Origin of the sequence: Halomonas sp. NO4 (genome assembly GCF_010994375.1) — a bacterium.
In the GTDB taxonomy this organism is placed as follows: domain Bacteria; phylum Pseudomonadota; class Gammaproteobacteria; order Pseudomonadales; family Halomonadaceae; genus Halomonas.
Map to the genome: position 1 here is coordinate 1 of NZ_WHMA01000002.1, position 25475 is coordinate 25475.

The window sequence follows — 25475 nt, forward strand, 5'->3', positions numbered from 1 at the left end:
AGGGTGGGGAGGACTCCATCCCATTGCTAACGTGCTGAACAAGCTGCCAAAGTCGGTACAACCCAAGGTCAAGGCCGACCTCCATGACATCTGGATGGCCGAGACCCGCTGTGATGCGCACAAGGCCTTTGATCGCACGCTGAAGCGCTTCGAGGCCAAGTACCCCAAGGCGATGGCGTGCCTGGCGAAGGATCGGGACGAGTTGCTGGCGTTCTACGACTACCCGGCAGAGCATTGGGTGCATATCCGCACCACCAATCCGATCGAGTCGACCTTCGCCACGGTCCGGCTACGGAGTAAGCGCAGCCGGAACTGCGGTTCCCGGGCGACGACCCTGGCGATGGTCTTCAAGCTGCTTCAGAGCGCTCAGAAGCGCTGGAGGCGCATCAAGCATTTCCAGAAACTGGAGCTGGTCGTCAGCAACGTCAAGTTCCAGGATGGAGAGCAGGTAACCGATCAGTCAGACAGGAATGCGGCCTGACCGCCATCCACCAGAATTGACAATAACTCAAGCGCAAGGCCGGACTTCTCAACCGACGCCCCCTCAGATGGAGACACAACCCACCGCTGACCACCACGAGGAGACTGCCGAGGCCGGAAAGCTGGTGGTCGCCGCCGACAGGCCGCTCAACTGCGACCAGGCGTACTACGTGGTTAGCGCCGGCGCCAACCTGGAGCGGCCCATTGCCGGACAGTTTCGAGAATGGTTGCTCGACGAGGCCAGCCTGCCGGCCTGAGCTTGGGATCCGGCCTGGCGGCCGTCCGATGGCCTGGGTGATCCAGGTGCCGGTGCTCGGCGAGCTTGCCCCTGGGCATGTCCTTGGCTACGGCCAGCTCGAAAACGCTTGTGGCCAAATCCACCGCAACGGTCATACTGATTTGTGTGGACCCATCCCGTTCTTCGCGGCCTGCCCGCATGGTACCTCGATGCCGAGAGGAGGGCGGGAGGGGCCATCCCACCACTGGAGCCGACCGTCCGAACGTCGCGTGGCGGCTTTCGGCCTGCGGCTTAGCTTCAGCGTTAGGCGTCCTGGCAACAGTCAAAGGAGGAAGCTGAAGTGATGTACTTTCAAAACCTCAATCAGATAGTTGAGTCGCTCGCAACCGATGAGTCGACAAAAAACGATCCGATACAACGGGTTTTCGTTTTTGATGGAAGGCATTTGACGGCGAATGTCGGCATCGTCCGTGACAGTGGCAATGCACTGCATACGCAGACACACCATGATGAGATACTCGTCATCATTGATGGAGATGTTGACTTCAGGGTCGGTGACGAAGTGAAGCGAGTGAGTCAGGGAGATCTGGTGTACATTCCGCAGGATACACTCCACGGTCCGATCCTTGAAGAAGGGCAACGTTTCGCAGCGCTTTCCGTGTTTGCCCCTTATTTCGATAGGTCCAAGAACAATATAGTGTGGGACAGAGATTCGGCTTGATCAGGCTTTGTCTGAAAAGTCGGCGAGCAAACCCACCAAGCCCCCGAGCCAGCTGCCTGGCTCGGGGGCTTGTCGTTTCAGCTGCCTGATTACTTGGCCGCCAGCGCCACGCCCACCTTGGAGCGGTTGGGCCGCCCGATGGCCTGGGTGATCCAGGTGCCGGTGGCGGCGAGCGTGTCGAGGTCGATGCCGGTCTCGATACCCAGGCCGTCGAGCAGGTAGACCACGTCTTCGCTGGCCACGTTGCCGGAGGCGCCCTTGGCGTAGGGGCAGCCGCCCAGGCCGGCCACGGAGCTGTCGACCACCGCGATGCCTTCTTCCAGCACGGCGTAGAGGTTGGCGAGCGCCTGGCCGTAGGTGTCGTGGAAGTGGGCGGCGAGCTTGTCCATGGGGATCTCCCGGCTCACGGCCTCGAGCATGCGCTTGGCCTTGAGCGGGGTGCCCACGCCGATGGTGTCGCCGAGGGACACCTCGTAACAGCCCATCTCATAGAGCGCCTTCGAGACCTCGGCGACCTTGGCGGGGGCGATCTCGCCTTCGTAGGGGCAGCCGAGCACGCAGGAGACGTAGCCGCGCACGCGCACCTTGGCCTCGCGGGCGCGCTCGAGCACCGGGGCGAAGCGCTCGAGCGATTCACTCACCGAGCAGTTGATGTTCTTTTGCGAGAAGGCCTCGCTGGCCGCACCGAACACCGCGACTTCTTCCACGCCGCATTCCAGCGCGCCTTCCAGCCCCTTGAGGTTGGGGGTCAGCGCCGCGTAGGTGACGCCGTCGCGGCGGGTGAGCCCGGTCATCACCTCGCGGTGGTCGGCCATCTGCGGCACCCACTTGGGCGAGACGAAGCTGGCCGCCTCGATGTAGCTGAGGCCAGCCGCGCCCAGGCGGTCGATCAGCTCCAGTTTGGTGGCCGTGTCGATCGGGTTGGGTTCGTTCTGCAGCCCGTCTCGGGGGCCGACCTCGACCAGGCGCACGCGCTTGGGAAATGCCATGTCGGTCTCCTTATTCCTCGGGGACGAATTCGAGCAGCACGTCGCCCTGGCCCACCGTCTCGCCGGCCTGGAAGTGGAAGCTCGCCACGTGGCCGTCGGCGGGGGCGGTCATGGTGTGTTCCATCTTCATGGCTTCCATGACCATCAGCGGCATGCCTTTCTCCACCTTCTGGCCGGTGTCCACCAGCAGGGCGACCACGGTGCCGTGCATGGGCGCGGTGAGGGTCGATTCCGCCTCGTGGTGGCCGTGGTCGATGGCGTCGATGCGGCGCCAGAACAGGCGCGTCTCGCCGCTGGGATCGACCATCACCACCACGTTGCCGTCGCGGCGCGCCTGCAGGCGGCGGCGGTGGCCGTTCAGCGTCACCGCCACGGCGTCGCCGGTCAGGGGCTGGAGGCTGGCGGTGAGCGTCTCGCCACGAATGGTCAGCTGCCAGCCGGTATCGGTACCGCGCTCGCGCCGGCCTTCGACCACCACCACGGCCTCGCTGTCGTCGTCATCCTGGGCATGCGCCGGATCGCACAGGGCGATGCGGATGGTGTGCGGGGCGTTGAGGCGGAAGCCGTCGTGACGGTCCCAGGGCGAGTCGCTCTCGCACTCGCGGGCCAGCTGATTGAGGCCCACCAGCGCCGCGCCGGCGTACTCCTCGATGCGATACTGGCGCGGGGCGAAGAGCGTCGCCTCGTTCTTCTCGATGAAGCGGGTATCGAGCTCCACGGCCTTGAACGCCGGGTGGGTGGCCAGGCGCTGCAGGAAGGCGCGGTTGGTGACCACGCCCTGCACGTCCAGTGCGGCCAGGGCGCGGTTGAGGGTGGCCAGCGCCTGCTCGCGGTCGTCACCGTGGACGATCAGCTTGGCGAGCATGGGGTCGTAGTGCATCGAGACGGCATCATTGGTCGCCACGCCGCTGTCCAGGCGCACCCGCTCAGGGTCGAGCCCGGCACCTTCCAGGTCCATGGCGAAGCGCGTGAGCGTGCCGGTGGCGGGCAGGAAGTCCTGCTCGGGGTCCTCGGCATACAGGCGCGCCTCGAAGCTGTGGCCGGTGATGGTCAGCGCCTCCTGCGCCAGCGGCAGGGCCTCGCCCATGGCCACGCGCAGCTGCCACTCGACCAGGTCCTGGCCGGTGATCATCTCGGTGACGGGGTGCTCCACCTGCAGGCGGGTGTTCATCTCCATGAAGAAGAACGACCCGTCCGCATCCAGCAGGAACTCGACGGTGCCGGCGCCCACGTAGCCGATCTCCTTGGCGGCGCGCACCGCGGCCTCGCCCATGTCGCGGCGCAGCTCTGGCGTCATGCCCGGGGCGGGGGCCTCCTCGAGCACCTTCTGGTGGCGGCGCTGCACGGAGCAGTCGCGCTCGAAGAGGTAGACGCCGTTGCCGTGGCGGTCGCAGAACACCTGCACTTCGACGTGGCGCGGCTGGGTCAGGTACTTCTCGATCAGCATGCGCTGATCGCCGAAGGCGGCCTGGGACTCGCGGCGGCAGCCGTCCAGCGCGGCCTGGAACTGCTCGCCGCTCTCCACCACGCGCATGCCCTTGCCGCCGCCGCCGGCGCTCGCCTTGAGCAGCACCGGGTAGCCAATCGTGTCGGCCTCGCGGCGCAGCAGGGCGTCGTCCTGGTCGTCGCCGTGGTAGCCCGGCACCAGCGGCACGCCGGCGTTGGCCATGCGCGCCTTGGCGGCGGACTTGTCGCCCATGGCGGCGATGGCCGAGGCGGGCGGGCCGACGAAGGTGATGCCGGCGGCGTCCAGCGCCTCGACGAAGGCGCCGTTCTCGGAGAGAAAGCCGTAGCCGGGGTGAATGGCGCCGGCGCCGGTGCGCTTGGCGGCTTCCACCACCGCGGCGACGTTGAGGTAGCTCTCGCGCGCCGCGGCGGGGCCCAGGCGCACGGCCTCGTCGGCCTCGCGCACGTGGCGGGCATTGGCATCGGCGTCGGAGTAGACGGCCACGGTGCGCAGGCCCATGGCGCGCGCGGTGCGCATCACCCGGCAGGCGATCTCGCCGCGGTTGGCGACCAGCAGGGTGTCGAACGGGGTGGTGCGGGTAGCGGGGGAGTGGCTCATGAGCGGCGCTCCGTGGCGGAAGTCGTGTCGTCGTCGGGGGCGGGGGTCCAGGCCGGGCGGCGCTTCTCGAAGAAGCTGGTCAGCCCCTCCTGGCCTTCGGCGCTGACGCGCAGTTCCGCGATCACCCGGCAGGTGTGCTCGCGGGTGGCCTGGCTGTCGGGCGCGCGGGCGACCTCGGCGAGCAGGGCCTTGGTGGCGCGCTGGGCCTGGGGCGAGCCGGCCAGCAGGGTGTGGAGCATGGCGATCACCGCGGCGTCCAGCACCTCGTGCTCGACCACCTGGTGCACCAGCCCCAGGGTCCAGGCGGTGTGGGCGTCCATGACCTCGGCGGTGAGCGCGTAGCGACGCGTCTGGCGCTCGCCCAGGGCGCGCTGCACGTAGGGGCTGATCACCGCCGGGGAGAGGCCGATCTTGACCTCGGAGAGGCAGAACTTGGCCTTCTCGGAGGCGATCACGATGTCGCAGCAGGCGGCCAGGCCCACGGCGCCGCCGAAGGCGGCCCCCTGCACGCGGCACACGGTGGAGCAGGGCAGGGTGTCCAGGCCGTGCATCAGCTGGGCGAGCTTGCGCGAGTCGGCCAGGTTGCCCTCGACATCGTACTCGACCATGCGCTTCATCCAGCCGAGATCGGCCCCGGCGGAGAAGCTCTTGCCCTCCGAGCCCAGCACCACGGCGCGCACCTCGCCGTGGCCGGCGGCGTCGTGGAGCGTGTCGAGATGGGCGTTGAGCTCGGCGATCAGGCTGTCGTCGAAGGCGTTGTGGACCGCCGGGCGATCCAGCGTCAGCCAGGCGATGCCGCGCGCGTCGATCTCGAGTCTTGAGAAGGCGTTGCTAGTTGCCATAACGAAATCTCTTTTTCAGGCGCTGTGGGAGGGAGCTTTAGCTCGCGATAGCGGTAGATGCCAGCGTAGGCGGGGTCCGCCAAGGCGCCTGACGGCGCCATTCGTCGAGGCGTCGAACCGCCGGCAAAGCCGGCCTCCCACAGGCAAACCTTTGGTGGTCCATTCCTACATCCGGAATACGCCGAACTTCGTGTCTTCCACCTCGGCGTTCATGGCCGCGGCAAGCGAGAGGCCGAGCACGTCGCGGGTCTGGGCCGGGTCGATCACGCCGTCGTCCCACAGCCGGGCGCTGGCGTAGTAGGGGTGACCCTGGTGCTCGTACTGCTCGCGGGTCGGCTGCTTGAAGGCCTCTTCCTCCGCGGGTGACCACTCGCGGCCCTCGCGCTCGTACTGCTCGCGCTTGACCTGGGCCAGCACGCCGGCGGCCTGCTCGCCACCCATCACCGAGATGCGCGCGTTGGGCCACATGAACAGCAGGTTGGGGTCGTAGGCGCGGCCGCACATGCCGTAGTTGCCGGCGCCGAAGCTGCCACCGATCAGCACGGTGAACTTGGGCACCTTGGCGCAGGCCACGGCGGTGACGAGCTTGGCGCCGTGCTTGGCGATGCCTTCGTGCTCGTACTTGGAGCCGACCATGAAGCCGGTGATGTTCTGCAGGAAGATCAGCGGGATCTTGCGCTGGGCGCACAGCTCGATGAAGTGCGCGCCCTTTACCGCGGATTCGGAGAACAGCACGCCGTTGTTGGCGACGATGCCCACCGGGTAGCCGTGGATGTGGGCGAAGCCGGTGACCAGGGTGTCGCCGTAGTAGCGCTTGAACTCGTCGAAGTCGGAGTCGTCGACGATGCGCGCGATCACCTCGCGCACCTCGAAGGGCTTCTTCAAGTCGGTGCCGACGATGCCGTAGAGCTCGCTGGGGTCGAGGCGCGGGGGCTTGGGCGCCTGCATGGCGAGCTCGCCGCGCTTCTGCCAGTTGAGCCGTGACACGCAGGCGCGGGCCAGCTGCAGGGCGTGGGCGTCGTTCTCGGCGTAGTGGTCGGCCACGCCGCTCTTCTTGGTATGCACGTCGGCGCCGCCCAGGTCCTCGGCGCTGATGCTCTCGCCGGTGGCGGCCTTCACCAGCGGCGGGCCGCCCAGGAAGATGGTGCCCTGCTCCTTGACGATGATCGACTCGTCGGCCATGGCCGGCACGTAGGCGCCGCCGGCGGTGCACGAGCCCATCACCACGGCGATCTGCGGGATGCCCTCGGCGGAGAGCGTGGCCTGGTTGTAGAAGATGCGCCCGAAGTGGTCGCGGTCGGGGAAGACCTCATCCTGGCGAGGCAGGAAGGCGCCGCCGGAGTCGACGAGATAAATGCACGGCAGGCGGTGCTTGCGGGCGATCTCCTGGGCGCGGAGGTGCTTCTTCACCGTGAGGGGGTAGTAGGTGCCGCCCTTGACGGTGGCGTCGTTGGCGACGATCACGCACTCCACGCCCGACACGCGGCCGATGCCGGTGACCACGCCGGCGGCGGGCACCTCGCTCTCGTAGACCGCGTGGGCGGCCAGCGCCGAGAACTCGAGGAAGGGCGAGCCCTCGTCGATCAGGTGGTCGATGCGGTCGCGCACGAACAGCTTGCCGCGCGACTCGTGGCGCGCACGGGCCTTCTCGCCGCCGCCCTGGCTGATCGCCGCGGTCAGCTCGCGCAGCTTGCCGACCTCGGCGCGCATGGCCGCCTCGTTGGCCTGGAAACCGTCGCTGCGCGGATTGATCTGGGTTTGCAGGATGCTCATGGAAGATCCTTGAAGTCTCGTATACCAACGCTGGAGTAGTGCCGTTGTGGGAGGCCGGCTCTGCCGGGCGAACCGCCGCGTAGCGGCGGCCGGTAATCGGGGCGCCTGACGGCGCCTTCGTCGAGGCGTCGAACCGGCGCTAAATCGCCCTCCCACAGGCGCTGTTAAGCGGATTCGTTAAAAATCTCGCGACCGATCAACATGCGGCGAATTTCGCTCGTCCCGGCGCCGATCTCGTAGAGCTTGGCGTCGCGCAGCAGCCGCCCGGTGGGGTACTCGTTGATGTAGCCGTTACCGCCGAGCAGCTGGATGGCGTCCAGCGCCACCTGGGTGGCCTTCTCGGCGCAGTAGAGGATCACGCCGGCGGCGTCCTTGCGCGAGGTCTGGCCGCGGTCGCAGGCGGCAGCGACGCTGTAGAGGTAGGCGCGGCAGGCGTTCAGCGTGGTGTACATGTCGGCGATCTTGCCCTGCACCAGCTGGAACTCGCCGATGGGCTGATCGAACTGCTTGCGCTCGTGGACGTAGGGCACGACCACGTCAAGGGCGGCCTGCATGATGCCGATGGGGCCGGCGGCGAGCACGGTGCGCTCGTAATCCAGGCCGCTCATCAGCACCTTGACGCCGCGGTTCTCTTCGCCCAGCACGTTCTCGACCGGGACCTCGCAATCTTCGAACACCAGCTCGCAGGTGTTGGAGCCACGCATGCCCAGCTTGTCGAGCTTCTGGGCGGTGGAAAAACCGGCCATGCCCTTCTCGATGATGAAGGCGGTGATGCCCTTTGAGCCGGCGTCGGGGTCGGTCTTGGCGTAGACCACGAGGACATCGGCCTCCGGGCCGTTGGTGATCCACATCTTGTTGCCGTTGAGCACGTAGTGGTCGCCTTCGCGACGCGCGCGCAGCTTCATGGAGACCACGTCGGAGCCGGCGCCCGGCTCCGACATGGCCAGCGCGCCGACGTGCTCGCCGCTGATCAGCTTGGGCAGGTACTTGGCCTTCTGCTCGGCACTGGCGTTGATCTTGAGCTGGTTGACGCAGAGGTTGGAGTGCGCGCCGTAGGAGAGGCCCACCGAGGCGCTGGCCCGGGAGATCTCCTCCATGGCGATGCAGTGCGCCAGATACCCCATGCCGCTGCCACCGTCCTCGTCCGGCACGGTGATGCCGAGCAGGCCCATGTCGCCGAACTTCCGCCACAGGTCGTTGGGAAACTCGTTCTTCTCGTCGATCTCGGCGGCGCGCGGGGCGATCTCGTCGCGGGCGAAGGCGTTCACCTGGTCGCGCAGCATGTCCAGGGTTTCGTCGAGGCCGAAATCGAGGGGCTTGTACGGCGTAAGCATGGCGGGACTCCGTGGGTTGTCACGTCAGTGGTCGATGCCACAAGACTAGGTCAGGTTGACGTTAACGTAAAGTGCAGCCTTGCGGTGTGCGACGAATGTCGAAGCTGGGTGGAATAACGGAAGGGAAACCGCGAGCCAGCGCCGGTGAAGCTGGCTCGCGTCGGGATGTTAGCCGGCCAGCCACTGCACGAGCTGGTGGTAGAGTGGAATGCCCACTATCACGTTGAGGGGGAAGGTGAAACCGAGCGAAGCGAGCATCGCCAGGCCGATGTTGGCCTCGGGAATGGCGGTTCGCATGGCGGCCGGGGCGGCGATATAGGAGGCACTGGCGGCGAGCGCCGTCAGGATCAACAGCGACCCGGTGGGCAGGCCCAGGGCAAGACCCACGGCGAGTCCGGCCAGGGACAGAGCGGGCGGGGCGAGCAGGGCGAAGGCGAGCAGGCGCCAGTGCCGCCAGGGCAGCGGACGCAGGGTTTCGGCGGCTGTCAGGCCCATCTCCAGCAGGAAGAGAGCCAGCACGGCGTGGAAGGCGCCGGTGAGCAGGTCGGTGACGTTGGCGCCCTGGGCCGGGCCGTACATGGCGCCGATCACCACGCCGCCGGCGAGCAGGATGACGCCGCGGTTGGTCAGGGTCTCGTGCCACAGGCCGCTCATGGCCTCGCGGGACTGGGCGCCCCGGTAGCGGCGGTAGAGGGCGATGGCCACCATGATCGCCGGCAGCTCCATCATGACGAGATAGAGGGTGACCTCGGCGCCGATGGGCAGGCCGCGCCCTTCGGCAAACGCCAGGGCCACGGCGAAGGTGCCGGCGCTCACCGAGCCGTAGTGAGCGGCGAGGCTGGCGCTGTCGGCGGCGGAGAGTCGCACCACACGGCGCAGGATCGGCATCAGCGCCAGGGGGATCAGCGCGCCGAGCGCCGCCACGGCGGCGAGTTCCGGCACCAGCGACCAGCCGAGATTGCCGTAGAGTGCCATGCCGCCCTTGAGGCCGATGGTCAGCATCAGCAGCAGGCTCAGGGTGTCATAGGCGGCCTTGGGTATGGTCAGGTCGGACTTCACTATCCCGGCCAGCAGGCCGAGCAGGAAGAACATCACCACGATATCGGGCATTGGGGAATCTCGCGCAGGGGGAACGCCGCGCATTGTGGGGAGATGCTGATATTGATACCAATTAGCTTTATGGTATCTGGTAATAGATGATTCTCTATGTAGTGCCTGGAGCGCCGACCATGAACATTCGCCATCTCACCTTTCGCCTGCTGCAGGTCTACGTGGCCGTGGTGCGCAGCGGCTCCATGAGCGAGGCGGCGCGTCTGCTGCACCTCACCCAGCCCACCGTCTCGCAGCAGTTGAAGCGCCTCGCTGAGGCGGTGGGCGAGCCGCTTCTCGAGAGTCGTCACGGGCGGCTGGTGCCCACCGAGGCGGGCAGCGAGCTCTACCGCGCCAGTCGCGAGGTTCTGGGGCGCTTTGCCGACTTCGACGACTACCTGACGGCGCTGCGCGGCGGTGAACGTGGGCGCTTCTCCATCGCCCTGGTCAACACCGCGCAGTACGTGCTGCCGCGCCTGCTCGGCCCCTTCAGCCAGGCGCATCCGGAGGTGGACGTGACGGTGCATATCGGCAATCGCCGCCAGATGCTGACCCGCTTCGAGCGCCAGGACGACGACCTCTACGTGTTCAGCCACCCGCCCTCGCTGGCCCATGCCGTGGCCGGGCGCTTTCTGCGAAACCCCTTGGTGGCGGTTGCGCCGCACGGGCATGCCCTGGCCGATCGCGAGCGGGTGACGATGCGTGAACTGCTGGGCGAGCGCTTCCTGCTGCGCGAGCCTGGCTCGGCGACGCGCATGCTCTTCGAGAGCTGGCTCCAGGAGCAAGGGTTGTCGCTGGGGGCGACGCTGCAGATGGCCAGCAACGAGGCGATTCGCGTGGGGGTGGCTGCGGGCCTGGGGCTGGCCGTGCTCTCCGAACACGTGCTGCCGCCGGAGCATCCCGATCTGGTGATCCTGCCGGTGGCGGGGCTGCCCATCGAGAGCCATTGGCAGTTCATCGTACGTCGCGACCGACGCTTGTCGCACGCGGCGCTGGGCTTTCTGCGATTTGCCGAAGGGCACCTTGCCGAGTGCGTCGAGCCGCGCTTTCTGTGCAACGAGATCGATGGCCTGCTGGCGGGGCTGGGCGAGGCGGGGGCCTGAACGGCCCCCGCTGACGGGTCACTCGGCGTTGGGCGCGTCGCCGGCTTCGGCGCGTGCATTGGGAAAGAACAGCTGTTGCCCCTTCACCTCGAAATCGGCAATGGCCTGCTGGCCCGCGTCGGAGAGCAGCCAGTCGTGCCACTGCTCGACGAGGTCGTGCTTGAGGTGCGGGTGGCGTTCGGGGTCGATCAGCACGCTGCCGTACTGGTTGAAGAGCGCCTCGTCACCCTCGAAGAGCAGCGCGAGGTTCTGGCGGTTGTCGAAGGCGACCCAGGTGGCGCGGTCGGCCATCACGTAGGCGTCCATGCCGGCGGCGGTGTTGAGCGTGGGGCCCATGCCGCTGCCCAGCTCGCGGTACCACTCGCCGCCGGGCTCCACGCCGGCCGCCTCCCAGAGGCGCAGCTCGGCGCGGTTGGTGCCGCTGTCGTCGCCGCGCGAGGCGAAGGGCGCCTCGGTCTCGGCAATCCGCGAGAAGGCCGCCTCGACCGTCCCGGCGTCTGCGATGCCGGCCGGGTCGTCGCCGGGGCCGATGACCACGAAATCGTTGTACATCACGTTGGCGCGCTCGGTGCCGTAGCCCTCGGCGACGAAGCGCTCCTCGCCGGCCGTGTCGTGCACTAGCAGGCTGTCGGCGTCGCCGCGCCGGGCGATCTCGAAGGCCTGGCCGGTGCCCACGGCGACGACGCGGACCTCGATGTCGGTGGCCTCGGTGAACAGTGGAATGATGGCATCGAAGAGCCCCGAGTTTTCGGTAGAGGTGGTGGAGGCGAGGGTGATGAAGCGCGCCTCGTCCTGGGCCGTGGCGCCAAGCGAGAGTCCCATCAGGCCGAGTGCGGCCAGGGTGAGTCCGGCTTTCTGCATGCTGTCTTCCTTCTGGTGCACTGAGTGGCGGTGGCCTCGCCCCGCCGAAGCGGCAGGGAGGGCCGGCCTACCAGACCAGCTCGCCCGCGAGGAAAGCGCGAGTCGTCGACGAGGCCGGCGCCGTGAAGAAGCGTTCAGCAGTGCTGTGTTCGACCAGGCTTCCCTCGTGGAGCAGCACCACCTCATCGGCCAGGCGGCGGGCCTGATGAAGGTCGTGGGTGGTCATCACGACGCGCGTGCCCAGGGCGTGGAAGTCGCACACCGCTTCCTCCACGGCGCGCATCGAGGCCGGGTCCAGAGCGGCAGTGGGCTCGTCGAGGAAGAGCACCTCCGGTTCGAGCAGCCAGGCGCGAGCCAGCGCCAGACGCTGCTGCTCGCCGCCGGAGAGCACCCGAGCCGGGCGCTTTTCCAGGGGCGCCAGACCAAAGCGTGCCAGTGCCTGGCGCGCCAGTGGCTTGCGCGATCGCCAAGGGATGTCGTTGACGGCCAGGGCGTAGGTGAGGTTGTCCAGGGCCGAGCGGCGTAGCAGCACCGGGCGCTGGAAGACCATGGCCTGGCGCGGCGGTCTGCCCTGCCAGCGCACCCGCCCGCTGCTGGGCGAAAGCAGGCCGTGGGCGAGGCGCAGCAGCAGACTCTTGCCGGCGCCGTTGGGGCCCATAACCAGAATCCGCCGACAGCCGTCGAGCGTTAGCGTCAGCGGGTTCAGCAGGGTCTGGCCACGATGCACGACGCCCGCCGCCTCGAGGGCCAGCGCCGGCGCCGAGACGGTGGGCAGGGTTCGCGGCATGTCGTTCATCCCAGTCGCCTCCGTGCCGTCTCGCCCATCACATAGGCGCCGGCATTGATCAGGGTGACCAGGCCGAGCAGGACGATGCCGAGTCCCAGCGCCAGTGGCAGGTCGCCCTTGCTGGTCTCGAGCACGATGGCGGTGGTCATCACCCGGGTGACGCCATCGATGTTGCCGCCGACGATCATCACCGCGCCCACCTCGGCGCTGGCGCGGCCGAAGCCGGCGAGGATTACCGTGAGCAGGCCGAAGCGCGCGTCCCACAGCAGGGTCGGCATCATGCGCCGTCGCGACAGCCCGAGGGACTGCAGCTGCTCGCGGTACTCGCCGTGCAGTTCCTCCACCTGCTGGCGGGTCAGCGCCGCGATGATCGGCAGGATCAGCAGCACCTGAGCCACCACCATGGCGGATGGCGTGAACAGCAGGCCGAACTGCCCCAGCGGCCCGGCACGCGACAGCAGCAGGTAGACGGTGAGACCGGCCACCACCGGCGGCAGTCCCATGAAGGCGTTGAGCACGACGATGATGGCGCTGCGTCCGGGGAAGCGCCACAGGGCCAGGGCGGCCCCCAGCGGCAGGGCGAGCAGGGCGGCGATCAGCACGGCGGTGAGCGACACCTGCAGGGAGAGGGCGACGATGCTGATCAGGGTATCGTCCAGCCCCAGGATCAGGGCCAGGGCGGTGGTAAAGGGGTTGTCGCTGGCGGTCATGGTCACCCGGTATGTGAAAAGGCTTTGTGGGAGACCTGCTCTCCGGCGGTTCAACGCCTCGACGAAGGCGGCGCCAGGCGCCTGCCGCCTTGGCAGCGCTACGCGCTGCTTCGCGAGCTGAAGCTCCCTCCCACACTATCTGCAATAGCCTTGGTTCTTATTCTGTGCTGACTGGCATCATGTGCAGAAAAAGCGTTGGCTGCACGCTATGCTGAAATTCATGCAGTCATAGACAGGATAGTGCGGAGCCGCGAGCGCCATGACCGTGTCCACGCCACACGCTTACCTGACCACGACGGAAGTGGCCGATTACCTGCGCCTCAAGGAGCGCAAGGTCTACGACCTGGTGCGCCAGGGGCAGATTCCCTGCACCAAGGTGACCGGCAAGCTGCTCTTTCCGCGCCACAGCATCGACCTGTGGCTGATGAACCACCTGGAAGGTGACCAGCCGAGCCAGCGCCCCGTGCCCAGGGTGCTGGCCGGCAGCCAGGACCCGCTGCTCGAATGGGCGGTGCGCGAGAGCGATGCCGGTCTGGCACTGCTCTGCCATGGCAGCGGCGATGGCGTGCAGCGACTGCTGGGTGGCGAGGCGATGCTGGCCGGCCTGCACCTGCTGGACCCGGGAAGCGGCCGCTACAACGCGCCCGAGGCGCTGGGGCTGTCCGGCATGCGTGATCTGGTGGTCGTGCATTGGGCAAGGCGCCGTCAGGGCCTGTTGCTGCCGCCAGGCAATCCCGCCGGGGTGGTCGCGTTGCCCGATCTCGCTAGAGGCGACCTGGTGGTGGCGCGCCGTCAGCCGGGGGCGGGGGCCGAGCGGCTGCTGCATTTCCTGCTGGCCGAAGCGGGGCTGGCGCCGGAGGCGCTGGCCTGGGCTGCACACCCGGCGCTTTCCGAGGACGACCTGGCGCTGGCGATTCGCCAGGGCACGGCAGACGTCGGCCTCGGCGTCGAGGCCGCCGCGCGGCGTCACGGCCTGGCCTTCTTGCCCCTTCACGAGGAGCGTTTCGATCTCGCCTTGCGCCGGCGCAGTTATTTCGAACCGCCGGTTCAGCGCCTGCTGGCGTTCGCCCGCGAGGCGCGCTTCCGTGATCAGGCGGCGGCGCTGGGTGGCTATGACGTCAGCGAGCTGGGCGCCGTCACTTATAACGCCTGAGCGGCTTCCGAATAGCTTCCGCACGACAGTGCCGGAACTGCTAGAACTGATAGTGACATCGTCACCCGGCCTGTGAGCCGGGCCGGGGACCTGTCTGCGGCGTCGTGGGCAGTGCCGGCGGCGCCCCCCTGACATGGCACTTGGAGGCACCGCCATGAGTACAACCGACCAACAAGTCAGTGAATACGTGGCTTTCTGGAATGACACCCTGGCCGAGAAGTTCGACCGCTACCAGGAGATCCTGATGAACGGCCTGAGCTACCACAGCCGGGTCCCCCTGGAGAGGCTCGAGGTGGCGCCTGGCGCGAAAATCCTCGACGTGGGCTGTGGCTGGGGCGATACCGCCATTCAGTTGGCGTACAAGACCGGCCCGCAAGGGCAGGTGCTGGGTCTGGACTGTGTCGAGCAATTTCTCGACGACGCCCGCTACCGCGCCGTGCAGAACGGGCTGGGCAATGTGCGTTTCATCGCTGCCGATGTGGAGCGCTACCCCTTCGAGCCACGCTACGACCTGTGTTTCTCGCGCTTTGGCATGATGTTTTTCGAACATCCCGTCGTCGCCATGCGCAACATCCACAAGGCGCTCAAGCCGGGCGGCGAGCTGATGTTCATCGTTTGGCGCGACATCGAGGACAACCCCTGGCTGGGGCTACCCAAGCAGGTGGTGCTCGACTTCCTGCCGCCTCCCGGAGAGGACGCTCGCACCTGCGGCCCCGGCCCCTTCTCCATGGCCAATCCGGACGTGGTCACCCAGCAGTTGGAGATCGCCGGCTTCACGGACATCGACTTCGAGCGCAACGACGGCCCCGTAGAGGTCGGCGACTCGGTGGAGGACGCCATGGGCTTCCAACTCGCCCTGGGGCCGGCGGGAGAAGTGTTCCGCGAGGCTGGGGACGAGGCGGAGCGGCAGCGCCCGGAGATCGAGGCAGCGCTGCGCGATGTGCTGGCTCCCTATGAGCAGGAGGGCAAGATCGTCATGGGCTCGAGCTCCTGGACCATCACCGCCCGCAAGCCGGAAGGCTGAGTTCGTCCCGCTCGAGCGGACCTTCAGCAGTGGTCAGGAGAGACGGCCCGCCAGCCAACTGGCGGGCCGTGCTATGTCGAGGGTCGATCACTTCGGTGGCTCGATCACCCAAGGCTCGAGGGCGACTTCGTTTTTGCAGCTGTCATCGACCTCGGCGTAGGGGTCGGCCAGGAAGGCGTCGATCATGGTCGAGCGGCACTCGTTGACTGGGCTGTGGCCGAGGGCCTGGTACTCGACGAACTGCAGGTTGGGCATGCCGGGGCGGACGTGCTCGCTCCAGCGCGTGCCGCAGCAGGGGTCCATCTGGCCGTGGATGGCCAGTGCCGGCGTCTCGGTTTGAGGCGGATCGTTATGCTCGGCGGGCACGTCGCCGTCTTCGCCCCACCAGGCGCACAGCCACGGTGGCTCGAAGCCGAGCACCGCGGGTTCGCGCTGGACGGCGGCGGTGGAGTCCGTCGGCGTGGGGCGGTTGCTGCCCATGTCGCCGCACACATGCGACAGGAAGTAGCCCAGCGCATAGTTGGGTGCCGACGGCTCGGGGTTGTAGTCATCGAGCAGGAAGAAGTCGTGCAGGCGTGAGTAGTCGCCCGCTTCGATATCGGCGAGCAGGCTCGGCAGCTCGGCGTAGGCGACGGGCAGCATCAGGTAGAGGGTGTCGAGAAAGGCCGCGCCATCGAAGTAGAGGCGCTCCTCGCTGCCGTCGCTCTCCTCGACGGTGGCCACGTAGGGGTGGCCGTCCAGGGTGCGGCGGGCACGGTCGATGGCCAGGAGCCAGTCGGGCAGGAGCTCCCGGCACGCCGGCTCGTCGGCCACGCAGCGCGCGAGCACGTCGGTAAAGGTCTGCTTGGCGGTGTAGAACTCGTCGACCGGTGGGCGGTTGCGCAGGTGGGCGAACCAGGGCCAGCCGAGAATCGCCGCGCGCACGCTCTCGGGATGGTACTGGATGAAAGAGAGCACCGTGCCGCTGCCGGTGGAGGAGCCAAAGGCGTCGAGGGTGTCGTAGTCGAGCAGGCGGCGGATCTCATCGACATCGCGCGATACGCTGTGCTGGTTGTACTGGGTGACATCGATGCCCTCGTCGGTGAGCTTCTCGTAGCATGCCGTGACCACCGGAGCGATGGCGTCCAGCCGTTCCATGGGATCGAGCGAGGCGGTGATCGCCGGGGTGTGGATGATGTTGTGGTAGGGCGAGACGGCTGCGTAGTCGGGGCACTCCAGTGCCGGCTCGGCATGGATGAAACCGCGGTGATCCATGGTCACCAGGGTGCGCTCGCCGACGTCCTTGAGCAGCTGCTCCAGGTACGCACGGTTGTCGAGCGACGAGTAGCCGGGGCCGCCGGGGAAGAAGAACACCGGCACGTCGCCATTCTCGGCATGTTCGGGCTGGAATACCGCCACGGGCAGGGCGATGCTGTTGCCGCTGGGCGCGTCCCAGTTCTCCTCGCCGTGGAAGGTGTAGCACTCTGCATCCAGTTCGCTGAGCGTCTCGGTGGCGCATTCAGCGGGTTCGAGGCGCGGGAGTTCATCGGCATCCGACGACTGCGCCTGGGCGGAAAGTGACAGGGCGGACAGGATCAGCAGCAGGGCGCCGGGCAGAAGCCACACCCGGGGCATGCCGTTCAGCGAGGGAAGGGAGCGCATGGGGGCACCAATGGGTTGTTGTTGGTGGTGTACCGGTATCGATTCAAGCTAGTGCTGGGGCGTGAGGGCGTCAAACGATGGGTCAACGTCAAGAATCACCTGGTTCACAGCCGTTGTCGGATGATCTCGCCCACCCCGCCGTCGACATTGCTCAGCCGCTTCCCATCAAGCCGGCCAGGTCCGTCATCCAGCCTGCAGCGAGTGCACCGGCGATTCCCAGCACCAGGTAAAGCACGAACATCAGCGGGCGCACGAGGCTCCACACCGCGAGCGCCGAGTAGAGGCTGATGGCCGCGCCGGAAATCAGAAAGGCCATCGCTGCACCGGGTGTCAGGCCCATGTCGATCAAACTGCGCAGCAGGGGCAGGGCGGCATAGCCCTCGATGTAGAGCGGTCCACCGATGGCGACGGCCAGCGGCACCGCCCAGCTACCCTCCACGCTTGCCATGGCGATGAAGCCCGCGTCACCCAGGTGTGATCGCACGAGGGCCTCGAGGGTCAGTGCGAATGCCAGCCAGCGCAGGACCAGCAAAAAAGTGGCAGTGCTCTCGGCCAGGAAGTGCACTCGGCACCCGGTATCGCTGCTGCCTGGCGCATCCTGCTCCAGTGCCTCCTGGCGTACCCAGCGCGTCTGCGGCGACCAGTGGCAGATGCCCTGTACGACCGCGCCGGCACCGATGCCGAGCAGAAAGGCGCCGAGCAACTTGCCGGCGGCGAAGGGCCAGCCGAGGATGCCCGCCGTCAGCAGCAGCATGCCGGGATCGGTGATCGGTGAGGAGAGCCAGAATGCCATGGCCGCCGCCACGGGGACGCCCTGGCGTAACAGCGCGGCCACCAGGGGAACGCTGGCGATGCCGCATACCGGAGTGACCGCACCGATCAGGCTGGCTGTGAGGATGGCCCGGCCGGGCCGGCTGGTCAGCCACCCGCGGAATCGCTGGGCCAATTCGCTGGCGGCCAGCCAGCCTGCCAACACCGCCACGATGAGTATCAGTGGCAGCAGGCGCAGCAATTCAACGATCACGCCCCATGCCAGCTCGAGACGGGGTTCCGGCCACAGCGACCCTGCGACCAGCAGGGTCGCGGTGATCACTCCGAGCATTGCAGCTTTTGTGTTCAAAAGGTGGTTCTCCCTACCGGCCTGACCATGGCCGTAGGGTGCCGCGCCCCCTACAATAAGGAAAACGAGTTAATTTGATCTTCAGTATCAGGATTTCTGATGTCGGTACACCTTCGCGGCGATTGGCTCGTGGCGTTCGTGGCCGTGGTGGAAGCGCGCAGCTTCACCGGTGCCGCCCAGCGGATGCACCGCACCCAGTCCGCGGTCAGCATGCAGATCCAGCAGCTCGAATTCGCCACGGGCGCCACGCTGTTGAGCCGGGAGCGGGGTGGCGTCGTCCCCACCGAGGCAGGCGAGCGACTGCTGCCCCATGCCCGCCGAATGGCGGAAGCGATGCGCGATGCGACCCAACTGTTCGAAACGGCCGAGGCGTCGGCCGGCCCCCTGCGTATTGGCCTTCCCGAGGAGTATTCCGGCACCGAACTGCCCGAACTCCTGAGCCGCTTCCAGCGCAGCCAGCCCCACGTCGAATTGTTCGTGCAGTGTGCCAGCAGCGAGCGGCTCGACACCGCCCTCGATAGCGGTACGCTGGATCTGGGCATCCTGGTGGCCGATGCAGAACACAAAAGCGGGGAAGCGCTGGGTTACGACCCCACCTGGTGGGTGATGTCGGAGACCCTGGACCTGCCCCCGGCAGGCCCGCTGCCGCTGGTGCTTTTCGATCAGGCCTGCTGGTGGCGGCAGTGGGCGCTCGATCAGGTGAATGTCGCCGGGCGTGAATGGCGCATTGCCTACAGCAGTGACAGCATTGCCGGCGTGGCCGCGGCGATCCAGGCCGGCCTGGGCATTGGCGTGCTCGGTCGCAGCACGTTACCAGCCGGCGTGCAGCGTGTACCCGACTGGCTGCACTTGCCGAGCCTGCCGGGCTCGCACCTCATGTTGCGGCAGGTGAATCCCGACGCTCCGGGTGCCAGTGCGATGGTGCGCCTGATTCAGCGACATTTCCGGTTCGGGGAGTGACGCTTGAATTCAGGGTGCCAAGCTGTCACAGCATCTCCGGCAGGAACTGACTGCGCCGGTCGATCGCCTCACCGGCGACCATGAACACGCCGTCGCCGGTGTAGTGCAGGGTCTGAGGATGGGCGGGCGTCTGCGCCACCTGTGCCGATACCACCTCCCAGATGAAGAAGTCGTAGCGCTCCACGAGGCTGTCGTCGACGAGCCGACATTCGAAGTGGGCGTGGCACTCGCGGATCCGGGGAGCGGCCACCTGCTCGGCGGGTTCGGAAGTGAGATCGAAGCGTTCGAACTTGTCGACCTCGGCGCCACTGCTGTTGCCGATGCCGATCACGGTGTCGGTCAGCTCGGTAGTGGGCAGGTTGATCACGCACTCGCCGCTGCGGCGCACCAGCTCATGGCTGTGGTTGCCGGCGGAGATGACACAGCCCAGCAACGAGGGCGAGAACGCCATGACGGTGTGCCAGCCCAGCGTCATGACGTTGCGCTCGCCCTGCCAGCAGGACGACACCAGCACGATGGGGCCCGGCTCCAGGTAGCGACGGGCCTTCTCGACGGGGAATGCCACCTTGTGCGAGGTGTTCGTCATGTCGCTTGCCTCCCTTCGGTCACAGCCGTTGTTGGATGATCTCGCCCACCCGGCCGTCGACGGTTTTCAGCAGCTTCTCTTCGATCTCGCTGCACAGCGAGTCGACCTTCTGCGACTCATGCGCTGCCACCACGAAGGACCACTCGCTGGCATCCAGCCGGTCGTGCTCACCGCTCTCGCACACGGCGACGGCCGGGTTGCGCCCGAAGCGCTCGTGGACGCCGCCCATGCGCTGGCGCTTCTCCTTCAGCGAGCGGCAGCCGGGCAGGGAGATCGATACGGTCAGGATGCCGATATGCATGCGCGCTCCTCTCTCTTCGAGTCACCTTCGTGCAGTCACTGGCTTTTCATCAAGTCGGCCATGCCGTCTAGACCGGCCCCGGGGCTCGCCCCTCAGGGCGCGGGCCGCCGGAAAGACTGGCGAGCGCGTTCGACGTCGGCCCTCATGAAGCAGTCTTCGGCATGGTCGTTGATCAGTCCCATGGCCTGCATGAAAGCATAGAGCGTCGTCGGGCCGACGAATCGCCAGCCGCGCTTCTTCAGTTCCTTTGACAGGGCATGCGATTCCGCGGAGGTGGTAAGCGTCTGCGGTGGCGGCAGCTGCGCAGGGTCGGGTTCGTAGCGCCACAGGAAGGCCGCCAGGGAGCCTTCCCGAGCTACCAGTTCCTGCGCCTGCCGTGCATTGCTGATCACCGCCTCGATCTTGCCGCGATGGCGGATGATGCTGGCATCCGCAAGCAGGCGTTCCACGTCCTCTTCGGTGAAGTCCGTGATCCTGTCGAAGTCGAAGTGGCAGAAGGCGCGGCGGAAATTCTCGCGCTTGTTGAGGATGGTGCGCCAGCTCAGTCCGGCCTGGAACCCCTCCAGGCACAGCTTCTCGAACAGGCGGTGGTCGTCGCTGACCGGAAAGCCCCATTCGCGATCGTGGTAGTCGAGAAACTCCGGCACATCGCCACACCAGAGACAGCGTGACTGGCCGTCGGGGCCGGTGATCGTGGTGGTCATGGCTCTCTGTCCTTGAAAGTCAGGGGGGCACAGCACCTTCACATCAGTAGCATAGATTCCACTCCCTGTCCGTGGCGGGGCGCTGGAATGCCGCAGAAGAAAAGAGAGGGGTACGGGCCGCGCTGGCGCGGCCCGGTGGGTGGCTCAGCCCTTGGCGTTCACGCAGTTGTCGTAGAAGGTGACGGTGGCGGGCCAGTCGCTGAACAGGCCGATGATGCCGACGTCCCGGGCCAGCACGTCGAGGGTCAGCAGCTTGTCGCCGTCGTTGTCGATCACGTCGTCGGTGGTCTGGTGGTACCACTCGCCGTCGTTGGCCAGTGGCCCGGAGCGCTCGAAGGTCCAGGCGATGAGGTCGAGCCCGGCCGCCTTGGCGCGCTCGGCATAGACCGAAGGCACGATGCGGCTCTCGTCGTCAGCCGCTTCGGGGTTGGAGGCCAGCAGCATCCACATCGGCGGGGCGAGAATCTGCACGCCCGCCTCGGCCAGTTCCTCCATGCTCGGCGTCCAGGTGGCCGGGTCGGTGTGGTCGAAGTCGTCCAGGCTGTAGCGGTCGTCGAGGTAGACGGCTTGTTCGCCGAACTCGGGCTCGTTGTCGATCCAGTAGCGCACGTCGTCCAGGTTGAACGACTGGGCGTAGACGTCGCTTGCCGGCACGTCGGCGGCCTTGTACTCGTCGATCATTTTCTGGGCGTAGTCCTCCTGGCTCATGCCGTCGAAGGGCATCTCGACGCTCGGTGCCTTGAGCTCCGGGGTCATCTTCACGCCCAGCGCTTTGAACAGTTCGATGCTCTCGGCGTGGGTCATCAAGGTGCCGCGGGAGTTGTAGAGATCCGTGCGCCAGCCGGGGGTGCCGGCGAGGTATTCTTCGATGCTGGTGGCCTCACTGTTGGCCCCTTCCATCTTGCCCTGCAGCGTGCGGAATTCCGCCAGGCTGATGTCGCTGGTACAGCACTGGATGTCCGCGGCATTGGTCAACTCGCCCGCCTCGTTGAAGGCCGGTGGTACGCTGCACTTCTGCGCCAGGTCGGTCTCGACGATGTTGGTGGTGTAGTGGAGGTCGCACTGGGAGTGGCGACAGACGAGCTCCTGGTCGTCGGTGAAGGTGACGTCGCACTCGAGAATGCCGGCACCCATCTGGGCACCGGCCAGGTAGGACTCGCGGGTGTGCTCGGGGAACTGCATCGCCGCGCCGCGGTGGCCGATGCTGAAGTCGCTGCGCTGCCAGTCGCCCGTGCTGGCCGCGCAGCCCAGTAGTTCGGCCTTGAGCTCGCGTGAGCGCTGGGTCTCTTCGTCCATGTCCTGAACCAGGAATAGCGGCCGCGGCCCGAAGGTAACGTGGCTGGCGGCGGCGATCTCGTCCTGAGCGACGACGGTGGCGGGGGCGAGCAGCAGCACCGCCAACCCGCCGAGCGTGAGCATCGAGGAAGGGGTTTTCATGTAAGCCTCGCTTTTTCTTCTTGAGCGGATGGATAACGCCGGTTCAGCATGCCCGATGGGTGTGACGACACAGTGACGTCTCCGTGTCGGGCAGGCCGGGCCTCTTCCAGCGTAGAAGGTCTGGCGGGCTTTGGTTGGGCGAGGGCGGGTGCCCCCGTCGGTGGTTCAAAGCCGGTGCGGAGCGCATTGCTACACTCTGGAGTGCATGTTCTCGTCACCCACTCTGCGCGGGGCCGCACCATGCGCCAGCGGATCCGTTACCTGACGACTCCGGACGGAGTCCATCTGGCCTGGGCAGAGGCTGGCCGCGGGCCGACGCTCGTCAAACCGGCGAACTGGCTGACACATCTCGAATACGATTGGGAAAGTCCGGTCTGGCGGCACTGGATGCACTTTTTCGCTCAGCATTTCCATTTCATCCGCTATGACGAGCGCGGCAGTGGCATGACGGACTGGCACGTTGGTAACGTCTTGTCCCCGACGTGCTGGCTGGCGGATCTCACGGCTGTGACTGAGGCGGCTGGCATCCGGGAGCCGATGATTCTGCTTGGCATCTCGCAGGGGGCGGCTACCGCCATCCACTACGCCGCTAGCTATCCCGAGCGCGTTTCACGGCTGATCCTGTACGGTGGCTATGCCCGTGGTTGGGCGCAGCGCGAAAGTCCGCAAACAGAGCAGTTCTACCATGCGATGCTGGAGCTCATGCAGTGCGGTTGGGACAGCGACAACCCCACATTTCGTCAAGTCTTTACCTCGCGTTTCATCCCGGGCGCCAGCGAGAAGCAGCTCGGCTGGTTCAACGACCTCTGTCGTCGGACCACCAGTGCGGAACTCGCCGTGAAGTTGCTGGAGGCCCGGGGCCGGCTGTCGGTGACGGAGCTGCTTCCGCAGGTTCGGGCGCCGACGCTGGTGCTCCATGCCCGTGATGATGAAGTGGTGCCGGTGGTAGAAGGCAGGCTGATTGCCTCGGGGATCCCGGGTGCCAGCTTTGTCGAACTCGAGTCCCGCAATCACATCCTGCTCGGGGATGAGCCCGCATGGCAGACCTTCCGAGAGTTGGTGCTCGAGTTCACCGGCCGGGAACAGGGGGCCGCTCCGCTCTTCGCTGACCTGTCGCGACGCGAGCGTGAGATCCTTGCGAGTCTCACTGACGGTCTGACCAACGCCCAGATCGCCGATTGCCTCCATATCAGCGAAAAGACCGTCCGCAACCATGTGTCCCATCTCTTCAGCAAGCTCGGCGTTCGGAGCCGTGCTCAAGCCATCGTCCTCGCGCGGGATCAGGGCTTTTCCAGCTGACCGGGACGAATGCCCCGGATTCTGGTGGAGGCGCGGAGCAAACGGGACACTTTGCCTATTTCCGTAGGGCCTTTCTTGAACGATGGTAGAGGAGGCGAATTCCTTGATGGCGGTGGCAACGACGCTGCTGCCGGCTCATCCGATGGAGGTCCGCAATGTCAACGAAGCACACCATCGCTGGTGGCGGAAATCTCCGCCTGCATGTGCGTGAGTGGGGTAACGCCACCGGTATTCCGATCCTTTTCATTCATGGTTGGTCCGGGAGTCATCTGGCTTGGAGATATCAGTACGAAAGCCCGCTCGCGGATGAGTTTCGGATTGTGGCATTGGATTTGCGCGGTCATGGCATGTCCGAGGCGCCGTTGGAAGCTGGCAACTATACCGAGGCTCAGCTCTGGGCAGAGGACATTGCTGCCATCATCGAGGAGTTGAATCTCGACCGGCCAGTGCTGGTGGGCTGGTCATATGGTGGTTTCGTCATTGGCGATTATGTGCACGCTTATGGCTGCGAGGCCATTTCGGGAGTGAACTATGCCGGTGGTGGTGTGAAGCTCAATGAAGCGGCCTTGAGTACCCTGTACGGACCCGGTTTTCTGGGCCATGTCGAAGGGGCGACACAGCTGGATCTGCCGACCAATATCGAAACCATGCGTCAGTTCGTTCGGGCACTGGTCGCCAGCCCCATGACGCAGGTGGATTTCGATAACACGCTGGCGTACAACATCGTCGTTTCCCCTGAGGTGCGGGGAGCCCTGCTGGCACGGGAGATCGATCATGACGATGTTCTTCAGGCTATGCGGGTACCGGTGCTGGTGACGCAGGGAGAGGCGGACCAGCATGTGCTTCCTGCGATGGCTGAGCATATCCTGCAGGTCTGTCCCACGGCAAAAGCGTCCTGGTACGAAGGGGTCGCTCACATGCCGTTCCTGGAAAACCCCCGGCGGTTCAATTCGGAACTGGCGACATTCGCGCGTGACACACGGGATTGACGTGCTGGAGCCATTCCGGCACCGCTGGCGGTATCAGCCAGGCAGTCGTTGAGCGTCGGCATGTCGGGCCCTTCTGGCAAGAAGACTTGCTGGGAAGGGCCCAGCAGGGGCGGGGCGTCCCCGCCTGGTGGTTCAGGGGCGGCAGACGTACCAGTAGTTCTGGAAGTCGTGGTCGAGCTCGTGGACCGCGATGTCGTTGAAGCCGGCCGCGCGGAAGTACTCCCGTGCCTTTTCCTGGCCCCACATGGCGCCGAGCCCTTCGCCGCCGCGCGCCAGCGACACCGTCATGCAGTGCATGCAGGAGAGGGTGTAGAGCAGGGGCCCGATGGGGTGGTCGCGGTCGTGGTGGTGGTGGCTCGAGCCCTTGATGTCCTGGGCCAGGTAGACGCCGCCGTCGGCCAGGGCGCGGCGGATGCCGCGCAGCAGCGCCGATGGGTCGGCCTGGTCGTGCACGGCGTCGAAGGTGGTGATGAGATCGAAGATGGCCGGTTCGGCGGTGCGGTCGAAGTCGGTCAGGTCGCGCACCTCGAAGACCACGTTGGTATTACCGCGCTCGCGTGCCTCCTGCTGGGCCGCGGCAATGGCTTCCGCGGAGAGGTCGTAGCCGGTGAAGCGACTCTGCGGGAAACGGCGGGCCAGGGTGTTGAGGGCCCGGCCCCGGCCGCAGCCGGCGTCGAGCACGCGGATGCCGCGCTCGAGGCGCTCGACCAGCCCCGGCACCAGCGGCAGGATGTGCGATTCCAGGGCGGGCACCACCGACTGGCCGCTATCCTCGGCCATGATGTCGTGGAAACGGCCGAAGCGCTCGTAGGGTACGCCGCCACCGTTGCGGAAGCAGCGCACGATGTCGTCCTCCACTGTACCGAGCAGCGGGACGTACTGGGCAAACACCGCGATATTGTCCGTGGGCGAGTGCCGGCTGAGGCTGGCGGCGTGTTCCGCCGGCAGGTGGTAGGTACCGGTGGCCGGGTCGTGCTCGACGATATTGCCCACTGTCATGGCGCCGAGCCATTCGCGCACGTAGCGCTCCGTGAGGCCGGCGCGTTCGGCGATCTCGCGGCTGGTGGCCGGGCCCATCTCGGCCAGGGTGTCGAAGAGCCCGGTGCGATGGCCGAGCGAGGTCATCAGGCACAGGGCGCCGTTGTTGAGTATTTCCACGACGCGGTCGGCGAAGGCCTCGGCGTGGCGTTCATCGAAGGCGGCCATGGCAGGGGCTGTATTATTAGGTGCCGTCATGATCCTTCCCCCCTGTTGGTGAATGGCAGCCGG

The 25475-nt window shown here is 66.6% G+C and carries 25 protein-coding genes; 9 read left to right on the forward strand and 16 right to left on the reverse strand.

Annotation, left to right across the window (positions count from 1 at the left end; translation table 11 throughout):
* From FEF15_RS01515 to FEF15_RS01525, 3 genes are all read left to right on the forward strand, one after another.
* On the forward strand, window positions 1–481 hold a 481-nt coding region (locus FEF15_RS01515; protein WP_205598453.1), incomplete at its 5' end, for a transposase.
* Between the two features lie 67 nt (window positions 482–548).
* Complete coding sequence (locus FEF15_RS01520; RefSeq protein WP_163557333.1) at window positions 549–737, forward strand: hypothetical protein; 189 nt, start codon at window positions 549–551, stop codon at window positions 735–737.
* Between the two features lie 324 nt (window positions 738–1061).
* Window positions 1062–1439, forward strand: coding sequence for a cupin domain-containing protein (locus FEF15_RS01525; protein WP_163557334.1), 378 nt, complete (start codon window positions 1062–1064; stop codon window positions 1437–1439).
* Between the two features lie 89 nt (window positions 1440–1528).
* Here FEF15_RS01525 and FEF15_RS01530 read toward each other — a convergent pair whose 3' ends face one another.
* The 6 genes from FEF15_RS01530 to FEF15_RS01555 all read right to left on the reverse strand — a co-directional run bounded on the left by FEF15_RS01530 (window position 1529) and on the right by FEF15_RS01555 (window position 9552).
* Complete coding sequence (locus tag FEF15_RS01530) at window positions 1529–2428, reverse strand: hydroxymethylglutaryl-CoA lyase (protein ID WP_163557335.1); 900 nt, start codon at window positions 2426–2428, stop codon at window positions 1529–1531.
* Between the two features lie 10 nt (window positions 2429–2438).
* Window positions 2439–4493: an acetyl/propionyl/methylcrotonyl-CoA carboxylase subunit alpha gene (locus FEF15_RS01535; protein WP_163557336.1), complete on the reverse strand. Its 2055-nt coding sequence runs from the start codon at window positions 4491–4493 to the stop codon at window positions 2439–2441.
* Entirely contained in the window at window positions 4490–5335 is an 846-nt protein-coding gene (locus tag FEF15_RS01540; protein WP_163557337.1) for an enoyl-CoA hydratase-related protein, read from the reverse strand. Before FEF15_RS01540 ends, FEF15_RS01535 begins: the two co-directional genes overlap by 4 nt.
* A 165-nt stretch (window positions 5336–5500) precedes the next feature.
* Window positions 5501–7108 (reverse strand): carboxyl transferase domain-containing protein, encoded by a 1608-nt coding sequence (locus FEF15_RS01545; RefSeq protein ID WP_163557338.1) that lies wholly within the window; start codon window positions 7106–7108, stop codon window positions 5501–5503.
* 164 nt (window positions 7109–7272) lie between these two features.
* Window positions 7273–8442, reverse strand: coding sequence for an isovaleryl-CoA dehydrogenase (locus tag FEF15_RS01550; RefSeq protein ID WP_163557339.1), 1170 nt, complete (start codon window positions 8440–8442; stop codon window positions 7273–7275).
* A gap of 168 nt (window positions 8443–8610) precedes the next feature.
* On the reverse strand, window positions 8611–9552 hold the full coding sequence (locus tag FEF15_RS01555) for a sodium-dependent bicarbonate transport family permease (protein WP_163557340.1): 942 nt from the start codon (window positions 9550–9552) through the stop codon (window positions 8611–8613).
* Between the two features lie 119 nt (window positions 9553–9671).
* Between FEF15_RS01555 and FEF15_RS01560 the strand changes: the two genes are divergently transcribed.
* A complete protein-coding gene (locus tag FEF15_RS01560; RefSeq protein ID WP_163557341.1) occupies window positions 9672–10634 on the forward strand; it encodes a LysR family transcriptional regulator in 963 nt (320 codons plus the stop codon).
* Between the two features lie 18 nt (window positions 10635–10652).
* Here FEF15_RS01560 and FEF15_RS01565 read toward each other — a convergent pair whose 3' ends face one another.
* From FEF15_RS01565 to FEF15_RS01575, 3 genes are all read right to left on the reverse strand, one after another.
* Window positions 10653–11456: a substrate-binding domain-containing protein gene (locus FEF15_RS01565; protein ID WP_240454050.1), complete on the reverse strand. Its 804-nt coding sequence runs from the start codon at window positions 11454–11456 to the stop codon at window positions 10653–10655.
* A gap of 106 nt (window positions 11457–11562) precedes the next feature.
* A complete protein-coding gene (locus FEF15_RS01570; RefSeq protein WP_240454042.1) occupies window positions 11563–12282 on the reverse strand; it encodes an ATP-binding cassette domain-containing protein in 720 nt (239 codons plus the stop codon).
* Between the two features lie 5 nt (window positions 12283–12287).
* Entirely contained in the window at window positions 12288–12992 is a 705-nt protein-coding gene (locus FEF15_RS01575) for an ABC transporter permease (RefSeq protein WP_163557344.1), read from the reverse strand.
* 259 nt (window positions 12993–13251) lie between these two features.
* On the opposite strand from FEF15_RS01575, the gene FEF15_RS01580 reads away from it, so the two are divergent.
* The gene (locus tag FEF15_RS01580) at window positions 13252–14145 is read left to right on the forward strand and encodes a helix-turn-helix transcriptional regulator (protein ID WP_163557345.1); all 894 of its coding nucleotides are present in this window, start codon (window positions 13252–13254) and stop codon (window positions 14143–14145) included.
* Window positions 14146–14299: 154 nt separating this feature from the next.
* Window positions 14300–15169, forward strand: coding sequence for a class I SAM-dependent methyltransferase (locus FEF15_RS01585; RefSeq protein ID WP_163557346.1), 870 nt, complete (start codon window positions 14300–14302; stop codon window positions 15167–15169).
* Window positions 15170–15256: 87 nt separating this feature from the next.
* On the opposite strand, the gene FEF15_RS01590 is transcribed toward FEF15_RS01585, so the two are convergent.
* Window positions 15257–16810 carry an alpha/beta fold hydrolase gene (locus tag FEF15_RS01590; RefSeq protein ID WP_240454043.1) on the reverse strand — a complete coding sequence of 518 codons (1554 nt, stop codon included), beginning with the start codon at window positions 16808–16810 and terminating at the stop codon, window positions 15257–15259.
* Window positions 16811–16961: 151 nt separating this feature from the next.
* A complete protein-coding gene (locus FEF15_RS01595) occupies window positions 16962–17930 on the reverse strand; it encodes a permease (protein ID WP_163557347.1) in 969 nt (322 codons plus the stop codon).
* 99 nt (window positions 17931–18029) lie between these two features.
* Between FEF15_RS01595 and FEF15_RS01600 the strand changes: the two genes are divergently transcribed.
* Window positions 18030–18890, forward strand: coding sequence for a LysR family transcriptional regulator (locus tag FEF15_RS01600; protein WP_163557348.1), 861 nt, complete (start codon window positions 18030–18032; stop codon window positions 18888–18890).
* A gap of 25 nt (window positions 18891–18915) precedes the next feature.
* On the opposite strand, the gene FEF15_RS01605 is transcribed toward FEF15_RS01600, so the two are convergent.
* The 4 genes from FEF15_RS01605 to FEF15_RS01620 form a co-directional block, all read right to left on the reverse strand.
* Entirely contained in the window at window positions 18916–19476 is a 561-nt protein-coding gene (locus tag FEF15_RS01605; RefSeq protein WP_163557349.1) for a flavin reductase family protein, read from the reverse strand.
* A 19-nt stretch (window positions 19477–19495) separates the two neighbouring features.
* Window positions 19496–19777 carry a DUF503 domain-containing protein gene (locus FEF15_RS01610; RefSeq protein WP_163557350.1) on the reverse strand — a complete coding sequence of 94 codons (282 nt, stop codon included), beginning with the start codon at window positions 19775–19777 and terminating at the stop codon, window positions 19496–19498.
* Between the two features lie 92 nt (window positions 19778–19869).
* Window positions 19870–20481: a DNA-3-methyladenine glycosylase I gene (locus FEF15_RS01615; protein WP_163557351.1), complete on the reverse strand. Its 612-nt coding sequence runs from the start codon at window positions 20479–20481 to the stop codon at window positions 19870–19872.
* Window positions 20482–20625: 144 nt separating this feature from the next.
* Window positions 20626–21918, reverse strand: a complete 1293-nt coding sequence (locus FEF15_RS01620; RefSeq protein ID WP_163557352.1) for a glycerophosphodiester phosphodiesterase family protein — start codon at window positions 21916–21918, stop codon at window positions 20626–20628.
* A gap of 240 nt (window positions 21919–22158) precedes the next feature.
* Between FEF15_RS01620 and FEF15_RS19575 the strand changes: the two genes are divergently transcribed.
* Window positions 22159–23217 carry an alpha/beta fold hydrolase gene (locus FEF15_RS19575; protein WP_163557353.1) on the forward strand — a complete coding sequence of 353 codons (1059 nt, stop codon included), beginning with the start codon at window positions 22159–22161 and terminating at the stop codon, window positions 23215–23217.
* 155 nt (window positions 23218–23372) lie between these two features.
* Window positions 23373–24206, forward strand: coding sequence for an alpha/beta hydrolase (locus FEF15_RS01630; RefSeq protein WP_163557354.1), 834 nt, complete (start codon window positions 23373–23375; stop codon window positions 24204–24206).
* A 132-nt stretch (window positions 24207–24338) separates the two neighbouring features.
* Here the strand turns inward: FEF15_RS01630 and FEF15_RS01635 are convergent, their stop codons facing one another.
* Complete coding sequence (locus FEF15_RS01635; RefSeq protein WP_240454044.1) at window positions 24339–25442, reverse strand: class I SAM-dependent methyltransferase; 1104 nt, start codon at window positions 25440–25442, stop codon at window positions 24339–24341.
* Window positions 25443–25475: the final 33 nt, after the last annotated feature.

What these genes read in the sequence shown, in the direction of transcription:
- FEF15_RS01525 (WP_163557334.1), top strand. Translation starts at nt 1,062, where the DNA reads ATGTACTTTCAAAACCTCAATCAGATAGTTGAGTCGCTCGCAACCGAT.
- FEF15_RS19575 (WP_163557353.1), top strand. Translation starts at nt 22,159, where the DNA reads ATGCGCCAGCGGATCCGTTACCTGACGACTCCGGACGGAGTCCATCTG.
- FEF15_RS01590 (WP_240454043.1), bottom strand. Translation starts at nt 16,810, where the DNA reads ATGCGCTCCCTTCCCTCGCTGAACGGCATGCCCCGGGTGTGGCTTCTG.
- FEF15_RS01620 (WP_163557352.1), bottom strand. Translation starts at nt 21,918, where the DNA reads ATGAAAACCCCTTCCTCGATGCTCACGCTCGGCGGGTTGGCGGTGCTG.
- FEF15_RS01585 (WP_163557346.1), top strand. Translation starts at nt 14,300, where the DNA reads ATGAGTACAACCGACCAACAAGTCAGTGAATACGTGGCTTTCTGGAAT.
- FEF15_RS01520 (WP_163557333.1), top strand. Translation starts at nt 549, where the DNA reads ATGGAGACACAACCCACCGCTGACCACCACGAGGAGACTGCCGAGGCC.
- FEF15_RS01555 (WP_163557340.1), bottom strand. Translation starts at nt 9,552, where the DNA reads ATGCCCGATATCGTGGTGATGTTCTTCCTGCTCGGCCTGCTGGCCGGG.
- FEF15_RS01630 (WP_163557354.1), top strand. Translation starts at nt 23,373, where the DNA reads ATGTCAACGAAGCACACCATCGCTGGTGGCGGAAATCTCCGCCTGCAT.
- FEF15_RS01600 (WP_163557348.1), top strand. Translation starts at nt 18,030, where the DNA reads ATGTCGGTACACCTTCGCGGCGATTGGCTCGTGGCGTTCGTGGCCGTG.
- FEF15_RS01605 (WP_163557349.1), bottom strand. Translation starts at nt 19,476, where the DNA reads ATGACGAACACCTCGCACAAGGTGGCATTCCCCGTCGAGAAGGCCCGT.
- FEF15_RS01540 (WP_163557337.1), bottom strand. Translation starts at nt 5,335, where the DNA reads ATGGCAACTAGCAACGCCTTCTCAAGACTCGAGATCGACGCGCGCGGC.
- FEF15_RS01610 (WP_163557350.1), bottom strand. Translation starts at nt 19,777, where the DNA reads ATGCATATCGGCATCCTGACCGTATCGATCTCCCTGCCCGGCTGCCGC.
- FEF15_RS01550 (WP_163557339.1), bottom strand. Translation starts at nt 8,442, where the DNA reads ATGCTTACGCCGTACAAGCCCCTCGATTTCGGCCTCGACGAAACCCTG.
- FEF15_RS01560 (WP_163557341.1), top strand. Translation starts at nt 9,672, where the DNA reads ATGAACATTCGCCATCTCACCTTTCGCCTGCTGCAGGTCTACGTGGCC.
- FEF15_RS01530 (WP_163557335.1), bottom strand. Translation starts at nt 2,428, where the DNA reads ATGGCATTTCCCAAGCGCGTGCGCCTGGTCGAGGTCGGCCCCCGAGAC.
- FEF15_RS01615 (WP_163557351.1), bottom strand. Translation starts at nt 20,481, where the DNA reads ATGACCACCACGATCACCGGCCCCGACGGCCAGTCACGCTGTCTCTGG.
- FEF15_RS01575 (WP_163557344.1), bottom strand. Translation starts at nt 12,992, where the DNA reads ATGACCGCCAGCGACAACCCCTTTACCACCGCCCTGGCCCTGATCCTG.
- FEF15_RS01565 (WP_240454050.1), bottom strand. Translation starts at nt 11,456, where the DNA reads ATGGGACTCTCGCTTGGCGCCACGGCCCAGGACGAGGCGCGCTTCATC.
- FEF15_RS01545 (WP_163557338.1), bottom strand. Translation starts at nt 7,108, where the DNA reads ATGAGCATCCTGCAAACCCAGATCAATCCGCGCAGCGACGGTTTCCAG.
- FEF15_RS01635 (WP_240454044.1), bottom strand. Translation starts at nt 25,442, where the DNA reads ATGACGGCACCTAATAATACAGCCCCTGCCATGGCCGCCTTCGATGAA.
- FEF15_RS01580 (WP_163557345.1), top strand. Translation starts at nt 13,252, where the DNA reads ATGACCGTGTCCACGCCACACGCTTACCTGACCACGACGGAAGTGGCC.
- FEF15_RS01535 (WP_163557336.1), bottom strand. Translation starts at nt 4,493, where the DNA reads ATGAGCCACTCCCCCGCTACCCGCACCACCCCGTTCGACACCCTGCTG.
- FEF15_RS01570 (WP_240454042.1), bottom strand. Translation starts at nt 12,282, where the DNA reads ATGCCGCGAACCCTGCCCACCGTCTCGGCGCCGGCGCTGGCCCTCGAG.